This is a genomic window from Streptomyces tendae, assembly GCF_014650435.1.
GTDB classification, from domain to species: Bacteria; Actinomycetota; Actinomycetes; order Streptomycetales; family Streptomycetaceae; genus Streptomyces; species Streptomyces tendae.
This window is the reverse complement of sequence record NZ_BMUY01000009.1, coordinates 312,383-324,447: the sequence shown is the minus strand read 5'-3', so window position 1 is coordinate 324,447 and position 12,065 is coordinate 312,383. Positions and strand designations below refer to the sequence as shown.

General features: G+C 71.7%; 12 protein-coding genes. 1 reads left to right on the top strand and 11 read right to left on the bottom strand.

What is annotated here, in order from left to right; all coding sequences use genetic code 11:
• Positions 1-4 precede the first annotated feature (4 nt).
• Both IE258_RS24765 and pyrR read right to left on the bottom strand, forming a co-directional pair.
• Entirely contained in the window at positions 5-985 is a 981-nt protein-coding gene (locus IE258_RS24765) for an aspartate carbamoyltransferase catalytic subunit (protein WP_127893309.1), read from the bottom strand.
• Between the two features lie 114 nt (positions 986-1,099).
• Positions 1,100-1,681 carry a bifunctional pyr operon transcriptional regulator/uracil phosphoribosyltransferase PyrR gene (gene pyrR / locus IE258_RS24760; protein ID WP_087810362.1) on the bottom strand — a complete coding sequence of 194 codons (582 nt, stop codon included), beginning with the start codon at positions 1,679-1,681 and terminating at the stop codon, positions 1,100-1,102.
• A 297-nt stretch (positions 1,682-1,978) separates the two neighbouring features.
• On the opposite strand from pyrR, the gene bldD reads away from it, so the two are divergent.
• Complete coding sequence (gene bldD / locus IE258_RS24755; RefSeq protein WP_003977337.1) at positions 1,979-2,482, top strand: transcriptional regulator BldD; 504 nt, start codon at positions 1,979-1,981, stop codon at positions 2,480-2,482.
• Positions 2,483-2,585: 103 nt separating this feature from the next.
• Here bldD and nusB read toward each other — a convergent pair whose 3' ends face one another.
• The 9 genes from nusB to mltG form a co-directional block, all read right to left on the bottom strand.
• A complete protein-coding gene (gene nusB, locus IE258_RS24750) occupies positions 2,586-3,014 on the bottom strand; it encodes a transcription antitermination factor NusB (RefSeq protein WP_189746852.1) in 429 nt (142 codons plus the stop codon).
• A gap of 2 nt (positions 3,015-3,016) precedes the next feature.
• Positions 3,017-3,583, bottom strand: a complete 567-nt coding sequence (gene efp, locus IE258_RS24745; protein WP_087810360.1) for an elongation factor P — start codon at positions 3,581-3,583, stop codon at positions 3,017-3,019.
• Positions 3,584-3,646: 63 nt separating this feature from the next.
• Positions 3,647-4,753 carry an aminopeptidase P family protein gene (locus IE258_RS24740; protein WP_159325242.1) on the bottom strand — a complete coding sequence of 369 codons (1,107 nt, stop codon included), beginning with the start codon at positions 4,751-4,753 and terminating at the stop codon, positions 3,647-3,649.
• 178 nt (positions 4,754-4,931) lie between these two features.
• Positions 4,932-5,828, bottom strand: coding sequence for a Pro-rich N-terminal domain-containing protein (locus tag IE258_RS24735; RefSeq protein ID WP_189746850.1), 897 nt, complete (start codon positions 5,826-5,828; stop codon positions 4,932-4,934).
• A 168-nt stretch (positions 5,829-5,996) separates the two neighbouring features.
• Positions 5,997-7,643, bottom strand: coding sequence for a 3-dehydroquinate synthase (gene aroB, locus IE258_RS24730; protein ID WP_189746848.1), 1,647 nt, complete (start codon positions 7,641-7,643; stop codon positions 5,997-5,999).
• Positions 7,640-8,824, bottom strand: a complete 1,185-nt coding sequence (gene aroC, locus IE258_RS24725) for a chorismate synthase (RefSeq protein WP_127896565.1) — start codon at positions 8,822-8,824, stop codon at positions 7,640-7,642. The genes aroB and aroC overlap by 4 nt, the downstream gene beginning before the upstream one ends.
• A 231-nt stretch (positions 8,825-9,055) precedes the next feature.
• A complete protein-coding gene (locus IE258_RS24720) occupies positions 9,056-9,376 on the bottom strand; it encodes a hypothetical protein (RefSeq protein WP_189746846.1) in 321 nt (106 codons plus the stop codon).
• Positions 9,377-9,423: 47 nt separating this feature from the next.
• Positions 9,424-10,263: a shikimate dehydrogenase gene (locus IE258_RS24715; protein WP_189746844.1), complete on the bottom strand. Its 840-nt coding sequence runs from the start codon at positions 10,261-10,263 to the stop codon at positions 9,424-9,426.
• On the bottom strand, positions 10,244-11,962 hold the full coding sequence (gene mltG, locus IE258_RS24710; RefSeq protein ID WP_189746842.1) for an endolytic transglycosylase MltG: 1,719 nt from the start codon (positions 11,960-11,962) through the stop codon (positions 10,244-10,246). Before mltG ends, IE258_RS24715 begins: the two co-directional genes overlap by 20 nt.
• Positions 11,963-12,065 lie beyond the last annotated feature (103 nt).

Below are 12,065 nucleotides of genomic sequence, written 5' to 3'. Positions count from 1 at the left end.
TTTCTTACTTCTCCTCGGTGGGGCGGGCGTGGGACACGGCGGGCTCGTTGCCGCCGAGCAGCAGGTAGAGGACGGCCATCCGGATGGAGACGCCGTTGGTGACCTGCTCGACGACGGTGCAGCGGTCGGAGTCGGCGACCTCGGCGGTGATCTCCATGCCGCGGACCATGGGGCCGGGGTGCATCACGATGGCGTGGTCGGGCATCTTCGCCATGCGGTCGCCGTCGAGGCCGTAGCGGCGGGAGTACTCGCGCTCGGTCGGGAAGAACGCGGCGTTCATCCGCTCGCGCTGCACGCGCAGCAGCATCACCGCGTCGGACTTGGTCAGCGTGGAGTCGAGGTCGTAGGAGACCTCGCAGGGCCAGGTCTCGACGCCGACCGGCAGCAGGGTGGGCGGGGCGACGAGGGTGACCTGGGCGCCGAGGGTGTGCAGCAGGTCGACGTTGGAGCGGGCGACGCGGCTGTGCAGGATGTCGCCGACGAGGGTGATCCGGCGGCCGTCCAGGTCCTTGCCGAGCCCGGCGTCGCGGCCGACCAGGCGGCGGCGCATGGTGAAGGCGTCGAGCAGGGCCTGCGTGGGGTGCTGGTGGGTGCCGTCCCCGGCGTTGACCACGGCGGCGTCGATCCAGCCGGAGGTGGCCAGGCGGTAGGGGGCGCCGGACGCGCTGTGCCGGATGACGACGGCGTCGACGCCCATCGCCTCCAGGGTCTGGGCGGTGTCCTTGAGGGACTCGCCCTTGGAGACGCTGGAGCCCTTGGCGGTGAAGTTGATGACGTCCGCGGACAGCCGCTTCTCGGCGGCCTCGAAGGAGATCCGGGTCCGGGTGGAGTCCTCGAAGAAGAGGTTGACGACGGTGCGGCCGCGCAGGGTGGGCAGTTTCTTGATCGGCCGGTCCGCGACCCGGGCCATCTCCTCGGCGGTGTCGAGGATCAGGACGGCGTCGTCGCGGGTGAGGTCGGCGGCCGAGATGAGATGACGCTGCATCTGTCAGGCTCCGTAGGGCGATTCATGCGGAAGAGCGGGATAATTCGGGCGGCTGGGCGCGTGCGGGGGCGCGCCGAGCACGCGTACGGCACGACTGGGTGCGTACGCGGGGTGCTACGGGTGGGCGCCCGAGGCGTCCGGCTTGGCACCGAGCAGCACGGTGTCGCGACCGTCCTCCTCGGCGAGCTGGACCTTGACCGTCTCCCGCAGCGACGTCGGGAGGTTCTTGCCGACGTAGTCGGCGCGGATGGGCAGTTCGCGGTGGCCGCGGTCGACGAGGACGGCGAGCTGCACCGCGCGCGGGCGGCCGATGTCGTTCAGCGCGTCGAGGGCGGCCCGGATGGTGCGGCCGGAGAAGAGCACGTCGTCGACGAGGACGACGAGGCGGCCGTCGATGCCGTCACCGGGGATCTCGGTGCGGGCCAGGGCGCGCGGCGGGTGCATGCGCAGGTCGTCGCGGTACATGGTGATGTCGAGCGAGCCGACCGGCATCTTGCGCTCGGTGATCTGCTCCAGCTTGTCGGCGAGTCGCCGGGCGAGGAAGACGCCCCGGGTCGGGATGCCGAGAAGCACCACGTCGTCGGCGCCCTTGGCGCGTTCGACGATCTCGTGGGCGATGCGGGTCAGCACCCGCGCGATGTCGGGCCCTTCGAGAACGGGCCGGGCATCCTGCTGCTGGTCCTGCTGCTTGTCCATACGAAACGGACCCCCTTCTCCGCCTCACGGGACGGATCTTAAAGGACGTCGGATATGCGCCACCTACGGTAGCAGGCCCACAGACCCTCCTCGGAGGCCCCCCTGACACTCCCCTGTCACTCTTCTGCCGCACGCCGATCACCCGCTCGGAGTAACGGATCGCGAATACCACGGAAGAGTCGGTGCGGACCATTCGGCTTGACGCAGCAGAGTAACGCTGCGTAACCTCACAGTGAGTTACCAGCCGCGCGGCCGACAACAGAGCCTGCCGCGTCGACACCTTGTCCGGGGAGCCATATGTCCAGCGAATACGCCAAACAGCTCGGGGCCAAGCTCCGGGCCATCCGCACCCAGCAGGGCCTTTCCCTCCACGGTGTCGAGGAGAAGTCCCAGGGCCGCTGGAAGGCCGTCGTGGTCGGTTCGTACGAGCGCGGCGACCGTGCCGTGACCGTGCAGCGCCTCGCCGAGCTGGCGGACTTCTACGGCGTTCCCGTGCAGGAGCTGCTGCCGGGCACCACCCCGGGCGGTGCCGCCGAGCCGCCGCCGAAGCTGGTCCTGGACCTGGAGCGGCTGGCCACCGTGCCGGCCGAGAAGGCGGGTCCGCTGCAGCGGTACGCGGCCACGATCCAGTCGCAGCGCGGTGACTACAACGGCAAGGTGCTCTCGATCCGCCAGGACGACCTGCGCACACTCGCCGTCATCTACGACCAGTCGCCCTCGGTCCTCACCGAGCAGCTGATCAGCTGGGGCGTCCTGGACGCGGATGCGCGCCGCGCGGTGGCGTCCCACGACGAGCTCTGAGCCTCGCCCACCTCAGCAGAAACGTGCCGCCGGGGTGGCCGGAACCATTCGGTTCCTGCCACCCCGGCGGTTTTTGCATGCCGTACGGGCGACACGCACGGGCCTAGTCCCGGCGCAGCGACGGCTTCAGGTCCTTCAGCCGCCCGAGCAGCCCGTTGATGAACGCGGGCGACTCGTCGGTGGAGAACTCCTTCGCCAGCTGCACCATCTCGTCCAGGACGACGGCGTCCGGGGTCGCGTCGACCCAGAGCAGCTCGTACGCGCCCAGGCGCAGGATGTTGCGGTCGACGACCGGCATCCGGTCCAGCGTCCAGTCGACCGAGTACTGGGCGATCAGCTCGTCGATGCGCTGCGCGCGCCCGGCATAGCCCTCGACCAGCTCCATCGTGTACTCGCTCACCGGCGGCTGCCGGGTGTCGGACCGGGAGTGCCGGACCCAGTCGGCGAGCACCGTCAGGACGTCGGCGCCGCGCTGATCGCCCTCGAAGAGGATCTGGAAGGCGCGCTTGCGGGCCGTGTTGCGAGCAGCCACGGTTAGCTGTTCACCCGGCCGAGGTAGTCGCTCGTGCGGGTGTCGACCTTGATCTTCTCACCGGTGGTGATGAAGAGCGGGACGTTGATCTGGTGACCGGTCTCCAGGGTGGCGGGCTTGGTGCCGCCGGTGGAGCGGTCGCCCTGGACGCCCGGCTCGGTCTCCTGGACGGTCAGCTCGACGGCGGCGGGCAGCTCGACGAAGAGGACCTCGCCCTCGTGCTGCGCGACGGTGGCCTCGAAGCCCTCGATGAGGAAGTTGGCGGCGTCGCCGACGACCTTGCGGTCGATCATCAGCTGGTCGTAGGTCTCCATGTCCATGAAGACGAAGTAGTCGCCGTCCATGTACGAGAACTGCATGTCACGCTTGTCGACAGTGGCCGTCTCGACCTTGACGCCGGCGTTGAAGGTCTTGTCGACCACCTTGCCGGAAAGCACGTTCTTGAGCTTGGTGCGCACGAAGGCCGGGCCCTTGCCGGGCTTGACGTGCTGGAACTCGACGACGGACCAGAGCTGGCCGCCTTCGAGCTTGAGCACCAGGCCGTTCTTGAGGTCGTTCGTGGAAGCCACGGTTGCGGAATCTCCTGGACTGGACTGTCGTGGACGACCCGGGAGCGTACGCACAGCGCGAGGCTAGAGCGCGAGCAGCTCCTTGGTCGTGATGGTGAGTAGCTCGGGTCCGCCGTCCGCCTCGGGGCGCACGACGAGCGTGTCATCGATCCGGACCCCGCCCCGGCCCGGGAGGTGAACTCCCGGTTCGACGGTGACCGGCACACAAGCGTCCAGTTTACCCATGGCCGCGGGGGCCAACTGCGGGTCCTCGTCGATTTCGAGTCCGACACCGTGACCGGTGAGTGCCGGAAGGTTCTCCGCGTACCCCGCGGAGTCCAGTGCCTGGCGGGTGGCGCGGTCCACATCGCGGCAGGCGGCGCCGGGTGCGAGGGCCTCGCGTCCGGCCCGCTGGGCGGCGAAGACGAGGTCGTACAGCTCGATCTGCCAGTCGGCCGGCGAGGTGCCGATGACGAACGTGCGGCCGATCTCGCAGCGGTAGCCGCGGTAGGTCGCGCCCAGGCACACGGAGAGGAAGTCGCCCTCCTCCACCCGCCGGTCGGTGGGCCGGTGGCCGCGGCGCCCGGAGTTCGGTCCGGTGCCGACGGAGGTGGGGAAGGCGGGGCCGTCCGCGCCGTGGTCGACGAGGCGGCGTTCCAGCTCCAGGGCCAGGTGCCGTTCGGTGCGGCCGACCAGGATGGACTCCAGGAGCTCGCCGAGGGCCTGGTCGGCGATCTCGGCGCCGATGCGCAGGCAGGAGATCTCCTCCTCGTCCTTGACCACCCTCAGCTGCTCGACGGCCTGCCCGAGGTCGGTCAGGCGCAGCGTCGGCGCGACCGAGCGCATGGCACGGTGCCGGACCACGGTGAGGTGGTGGTCCTCCGTGGCGAGGGACTCGGCGCCCTGGTCCGCCGCGAGACCGGTGGCCGCGACGGCCGGATCACCGCCGGGACCGGGCAGGGCGCGGAGCTGCAGCGACTCGTCGGGCCGGCCCTCGGTCGGCCGGTCGTCCGGTGGGCCGGAGCAGACCAGCAGGTCCTCGGTCCTGCCGAGCAGCAGTACGGCGCCGTGCGGGGCGGCGCCCGCGAGATAGCGCACGTTGGCGGGCCGGGAGACGAGCGCCGCCGCGCTGCCGCCCGCGTTGCAGCGTTCCCGTAGGCGCGTCCGGCGGGCCGCGTAGACCTCTGACATGAGCCGAGCGTATGGCTCCGCCGGTGGGGGCGCCGCTTGGGTGGGCCGAGTGGGCGGGGCCCGGGGACGCGGGGTGCGCCAAGTGGGGTGGGGGCTTGTTGTTGTGTGGCGTCTGACCGCCGGTGGGGGCTGGTCGCGCAGTTCCCCGCGCCCCTGACGGGGCTGTCCTGCCCCACTCCTACCAGTTCGGGGGGCTTGCTATCGAGCGGGAGAGGACCTCGTCGAGGAGGTGGGCTGTTTCCGGGATGTCCAGTTGGGAGTTGTCGATGATGGGGAGGCCGGAGCCGTACCAGCCGGCCATGCGGCCGTGGATGCGGGCGACCTCCTCGTCGGTGAGGCGGCGGTTGCCGCTGCGTTCGGCGTTGCGCTCCAGGACGATGTCCAGGCCGGGCAGGAGCACGACCGGGAGCAGGCCGGGGCCGACGTGCCGCTTCCAGCCGCCGAGGCCGACGACCGGGCGGTCCGGGAAGACCGCGTCGTCGAGAATGCAGGAGATGCCGTTCGCGAGGAAGTTGCGGGCGGAGAAGCCGCAGGTGCGGCGGGCGAGGCGGTACTGCGCCTCCGAGTGCTCGTTCCACCCGGTCTGGGGGTCGGCGAAGCCGGAGCGGACCCATTCGCGGACGTCGTCGAGGCTGATGTGCGCGGTCGGGACCCGGCGGTGGTCCGCCCAGTACTTGGCCACGCTGGTCTTTCCCGCGCCCGCGGGGCCGATGAGCAGCACCGCGAGGGTGGTCGTGGTGGGGTCGGGCGCGGCGGCCGTGGCGGGAGGCACGCTGGGCACGGCCACCGGGCCACCGGGCGGCAGCGGCACGTGGCCGGTGGTGTCCGGCGCGGGTGCGGCGGGAGCCGGCTGGTGGGGTGCCGGGGCGGGCGGCGGCTGGTGCGGGGCCGGGCCGGAACCCGGGTGCGGGGACGGGGCCTGCCGCGGCGCCACGGGGTACCCCGGCGCGGGCGGCGGCTGGGGGGCCGGGCCCTGGGGCGGGCCCGGGTGGTGTGCGGCCGGGGACCAGCCGGGGGCCGGTCCGTGCCCCGGCTGGTGGGGCGGCGGCAGCGGAGAACCCACTGGGTGCTGCATCCGGTGCCACTCCGTCTCGTACAGGCGATGGGCGCTGACGGCGGGAAGGGGGCCCCGCCGACTTGCTACCGAACGGTACCGCCCCCGGCCGTTGTTTGGTGAACGGCCGGGGGCGGCCCGAAGTGCCCGTCCCGCACAGCGAATCGGGCGGAACGGCGCACCGGGGTACTACTCGCCCACCTCGCCGTAGGCGGCGAGGAGGACGGCCGGGTCGGGGCCCTCCAGCACGGTGGGCTTGGCGAGGCCGTCCAGGACGATGAAGCGCAGCAGGTCGCCGCGCGACTTCTTGTCGACCTTCATGTTCTCGACCAGCTTGGGCCACTGGTCGTAGCGGTAGTGCAGCGGCAGGCCGACCGCTTCGAGGATGGTGCGGTGGCGGTCGGCGGTGGCGTCGTCCAGGCGGCCCGCGAGGCGGCCGAGTTCGGCGGCGAAGTGCATGCCGACCGATACGGCTGCGCCGTGGCGCCACTTGTAGCGCTCGTTCTTCTCGATGGCGTGGCCGAGGGTGTGACCGTAGTTGAGGATCTCCCGCAGGCCCGCTTCCTTGAGGTCGGACGAGACGACCTCGGCCTTGACCTTGATGGAGCGCACGATCAGCTCGGCGGTGTGCGGTCCGGCCGGGGTGCGTGCGGCCTGCGGGTCGGACTCGATCAGGTCGAGGATCGCCGGGTCGGCGATGAAGCCGGCCTTGATGACCTCGGCGAGACCGGAGACGTAGTCGTTGACCGGGAGGGAGTCCAGGGCGGCGAGGTCGCACAGGACACCGGCCGGCGGGTGGAAGGAGCCGACGAGGTTCTTGCCCTCGGCGGTGTTGATGCCGGTCTTGCCGCCGACGGCGGCGTCCACCATGGCCAGCACCGTCGTGGGGACGGCGATCCAGCGCACCCCGCGCAGCCAGGTCGCGGCCACGAATCCGGCCAGGTCGGTGCTGGCACCGCCGCCGACCCCGACGATGACATCGGTACGGGTGAACCCGGACTGGCCGAGCGCCTTCCAGCAGTACGCCGCGACCTCGGCCGTCTTGGCCTCCTCGGCGTTGGGCACCTGGATGGCGATCGCCTCGTAGCCCTGCTCGGCGAGGTCGGCGCGCAGGGCGTCACCGGTCTCGGCCAGTGCCTCGGGGTGGATCACCGCGACGCGCTTGGCCTTCGTGCCGATCAGGCCGCCCAGCTCGCCCAGGAGCTGACGGCCCACCAGGACCTCGTAGGGCTCGGAGCCGGCGGTGCCGCCGATCTCGATCCTTGTCACGTCGTTCACCACAGCGTCCTCCGGCCGGGGGTCCGGGGGTTGTCCCCCGGGAGATACAGTCTTCAACTCCACTGCGTCCAGGGCGGCTTCGGTGACTTCTTCCGGCGTACGGCCGTCCGTGGCCACGACGGCCGTGGCGACCTCCTCGTAGAGGTGCCGGCGGGCCTCCATCAGCTCGCGCCACTGTTTGCGCGGGTTGACCGCCAGCAGCGGGCGCGCCGCGTTCAGGCCGGTACGCTTGACGGCTTCCTCGACGTCCATCGAGAGGTAGACGACGCGCTGCCCGGCCAGCAGCGCGCGGGTGTCCGCGTCCAGGATCGCGCCGCCGCCGAGGGACAGGACGCCCTCGTGCTCGGCCAGCGCGGTCCGCACGGCCGCCTTCTCCAGGGCCCGGAAAGCGGCCTCGCCCTCGTCCACGAAGATCTCGGCGATGGCCCGCCCCTGGGCGGTGACGATGTCCTCGTCCGTGTCCCGGTGTCCCGTGTCCAGCCGCTCGGCGAGGAGCTGCCCGACGGTGGACTTGCCAACCCCCATCGGGCCGACCAGGACGATCAGCGGTGCGCTCATCGGATGTCCAGGTTGTCGAGGTAGGACCGCACGTTGCGGCGGGTCTCGGGCACGCTGTCGCCGCCGAACTTCTCCGCCACCGCGTCGGCCAGGACCAGGGCCACCATGGCCTCGGCGACGATGCCGGCGGCAGGCACGGCCGACACGTCGGAGCGCTGGTGGTGGGCCTGCGCGGCCTCGCCGGTGGTCACGTCCACGGTCTTCAGGGCGCGCGGCACGGTCGCGATCGGCTTCATCGCGGCGCGCACCCGCAGCAGCTCACCGGTGGTGAGCCCGCCCTCGGTGCCGCCGGAGCGGCCGGAGACGCGCCGGATGCCCTCCGGTGTGTTCACGATCTCGTCGTGGGCCCGGGAGCCGGGCACGCGGGCCAGTTCGAAGCCGTCGCCGATCTCGACGCCCTTGATCGCCTGGATGCCCATGAGGGCACCCGCGAGGCGCGCGTCGAGCTTGCGGTCCCAGTGGACGTGCGAGCCGAGGCCCACCGGCACGCCGTAGGCGAGGATCTCGACGACACCGCCGAGCGTGTCGCCGTCCTTGTGGGCCTGGTCGATCTCGGCGACCATCGCCTTCGACGCGTCCGCGTCCAGGCAGCGCACCGGGTCGGCGTCCAGCCGCTCCACGTCGGCCGGCGTCGGGTAGACCCCGTGGGGCGCCTTCGCCGAGGCCAACTCGACGACATGGCTGACGATCTCGACGCCGGTCGTCTCCTTCAGGTACGACCGGGCCACCGCGCCCAGCGCGACCCGGGCCGCCGTCTCACGGGCGGAGGCACGCTCGAGGATCGGCCGGGCCTCGTCGAAGCCGTACTTCTGCATGCCGGCGAGGTCCGCGTGCCCGGGGCGCGGCCGGGTCAGCGGGGCGTTGCGCGCGAGGCCGGCCAGCACCTCCGGGTCCACCGGGTCGGCCGCCATGACCTGCTCCCACTTGGGCCACTCGGTGTTGCCGACCATGACGGCGACCGGGGAGCCCATGGTCAGACCGTGCCGGACGCCGCCGAGGAAGGTGACCTCGTCGCGCTCGAACTTCATCCGCGCACCGCGACCGTAGCCGAGCCGCCGCCTCGCCAGGTGGTCCGCCACCATCTCGGTGGTGATCGGCACACCGGCGGGCAGTCCCTCCAGTGTCGCGACGAGTGCGGGACCGTGGGACTCCCCCGCGGTCAGCCAGCGCAACCTGCTCAACGGTGCTCCTCAGTGCTCGCGCCCCGGTATGCCCCGCGTACGCGCCTTCTCCGCGTACGCGACGGTCCGACCGGGTGCGCGGCCCCGGTCCGCCGCCTCCGATCCTCCCACGTCCGGCCGCCGGACCCGGTCGCCGGTCCATTTGCCGGACGCGCGGACGGGACACGCGCACGGAACGCGGACGGATCACGCGCACGGAGCGCCCGCCGGACGCGGCGGACCCGGGCGGCGTCACGCGGGACGGTCGCCCTGCCGCTGCGCCGGCGCGTAGGCCCCGAGGAAGTCCGCGCCGCTCTCCTGCCGCTGTGCCGGCGCGTAGGGACCGAGGAAGTCGGCCCCGCTCTGCGCAGGCTGCGCCGCTCCGGCCAGGGGCAGGCCCGCGCGGCTCGCGCGGCGCCGGGCGAGCCTGCGCCGCACCTTGACCACCCAGCTCGCGACGACGGCGAGCACGACGAGGGCGAGCACCGTGATCTGCACCCAGTCGGGCAGGAAGCCCAGGACGGCCTCGAAGATCTGGCTCTTGGCCGAGGCCAACGGCACACCTGTGTACATGGATCGTCTTCCCCTCCCGTTCCGCCCCCTGCGGAACCGGAGGGATACTAGCGATCCGCGAGCGCCTGCTCTCCCGCTTTTCGCATGGCGGCCAGCGGCGCGGGGGCCCGGCCGGTCATCTGCTCCACCTGGAGCACCGCCTGGTGGACCAGCAGGTCGAGGCCGCTGACGACGGCACCGCCGTAGGCCGACCAGCGCGCGGCGAGCGCGGTGGGCCAGGGGTCGTAGAGCACGTCGAAGAGGGTGGCGGGCATCTGGGGGACGGCGGCGACGAGGGCGTCGGTGGCGCCGGCCGGGGTGGTGGCCACGACCAGCGGGGCGCGCAGTGCCTCCTCGGCGTCCGCCCAGTCCGCGACGCGCACGTCGGCGTCCAGCCGCTCGGCCCAGCCCCGCATCTCGTCGGCGCGCGCCGCGCTGCGCACGTAGACGGCGATCTCGCCGGTGCAGATCCGGGCCAGTGCGGCGAGCGCGGAGGACGCGGTGGCGCCGGCGCCGAGGATCGCGGCGGTCTCGGCCTTCTCGATGCCGTGCTCGCGCAGGGCGGCGACGATGCCGGGGATGTCGGTGTTGTCGCCGGTCCTGCGGCCGTCCTCGGTGAGGACGACGGTGTTCACCGCGTCCACGGAGGCCGCCGTCTCGCTGACCGAGTCGAGCAGCGGGATCACCGCCCGCTTGAGCGGCATGGTCAGCGACAGCCCGGCCCACTCGGGCCCCAGCCCCTCGAAGAAGCCCGGCAGCGCCGCCTCGTCCACGTCGAAGCGGTCGTACGTCCAGTCCACGAGGCCCAGCTCCGCGTAGGCGGAGCGGTGCAGCGCCGGGGAGAGGGAGTGGGCGATCGGGGAGCCCAGTACGGCGGCCCGGCGCCGGTCAGTTGCCGGAGCTGGCATCGAACTTGTCCTTCAGCTTCAGGAACTCGTCGTGGGTCTTGGCGAACTCGGTCTTCTTCACGCCGTCGGTGGCCACGAAGTAGATCCAGCCGTCCTCGGTGGGGTTGAGCGCCGCTTGCAGGGCCTCTTCGCCGGGGTTGCTGATGGGTCCGGGCGGCAGGCCCCGGTGGTAGTAGGTGTTGTACGGGTCCGGGTTGGTGTTGATCTCGGACTCGCTGATGTGGATCTTGCTCTGGCGCATGAGGTAGTTGAAGGTCGAGTCGAACTGGAGCTTCTGGTTCGTCTCGGTGTTGTCGGTCTTGAGCCGGTTGTAGATGACCTCGGCCATCTTGCGGAAGTCGTCGTGGGTCTTGCCCTCGGCCTGCACCAGGCTCGCGGTGGTGAGCAGCTCCCACGGGCCTTCGAGTCCGAGGCCCTCCGCCTTCTGCTCCAGGCCGATCTTCTCGTACTGCTCGTTGGCACGTGCCACCATCTGCTTGAGCACGTCCTCGGGCTTCTGCCCCTTGGCCGCCGAGTAGCTGGACGGGTAGAGGAAGCCCTCCAGCGGGTCCTTGACGTCCTTGTGGTTCAGCGCCCAGTCGGGCAGGCCGAGGCTCTTGTACTCGGACTTGGCGACCTTGGCGGTGGTGCCGTCCTTCACCTCGAGGCGTTTGTCGATGAGCTTGTAGACGTCGGCGTTGCGCTTGCCCTCGGCGATGATCAGGTTGCTGCGGCTCTTCGGGCTGAGCAGGAGTTCGATCGCGCTGTCGGCCGACATCTCCTTCTGCAGCGTGTACACGCCGTCCTGGATGCTCTTGCCGCGGGGGTTGCTCTGCTGGGCGGCGATGAAGGCGTCGACGCTCTTCACCACGCCCTGGCGTTTGAGTTCCTGGCCGATCGTGGAGCCGCCCGCGCCCTTGGGGATGGTGACGGTCACCTGCTCGCCGTTGCCGTCGCCCGCGTAGTCCGGGGCCGCGCCGAAACGATCCTGGTAAAACTGGTACCCGAAATATCCGACACCGGCCACGCCGCCGCCGAGCACCAGGCACACCACCAGGCAGGCGCATCCGCTGCGGCGTTTCTTGGGCTTGCCACCGCCCCGGGTCCTGCGGTCCTCGCGACCGCCACGGCCGTCGCCCGGCGCGTCGTCGTCCTCGTCCGCGTCCCCGCCGGCGAAGAAGGCGTGCTCCCCCTCGTCCGGTCCGGGATCCCAGTCGGTGCGCTGCGGCTCGGGCTCGGCGCGCCGGCGGGTGGGCGGCTCCGGCGGCGGGTACGCCTCGGGGGTGCCGTAGAAGTCGGGCTGCTCGGCACCGTAGCCGCCGGCCTGCTGTCCGTAGGGGTCGGACGGGTCGGCCGGGTAGTGCGCCTGGGGGTGCGCTCCGCTGCCCCAGCCGCCGTTGTCGTAGCCCTGCTGCGGCTGGGCCTGGGGCGCGTACTGCTGGTCGTACTGCTGCTGGCCGTACTGGTCGTACTGGGGCTCGGGGTGCTGGTGGCCGTACCCGTCGTACTGCGGCTGCCCGCCGCCGTACGACGACTGGCCGCCGTTGCTCCAGTCGCCGTAGTTCTGCTGCGCCTGCTGCTCCGGATACTGCTGCGGCTGGCCGCCGTAGGGGGACTGCTGACCCGCCTGGGCCTGCTGTCCGCCCCATCCGCCGTCCCCGTACAACGGGTCCTCCGGATGCCACGGTTCGGAGCCTGGGCCCCGGCCATACTCAGTCATCGATCCCCTAGAGCCGCGAGGCGACGGGGACCGGGGCCCTTGCCGAAGAGCCCGCTTCCGTTCCGCCTCTTGCTGTGCGGTGGCTGTTCGAATGCCTCCGCAT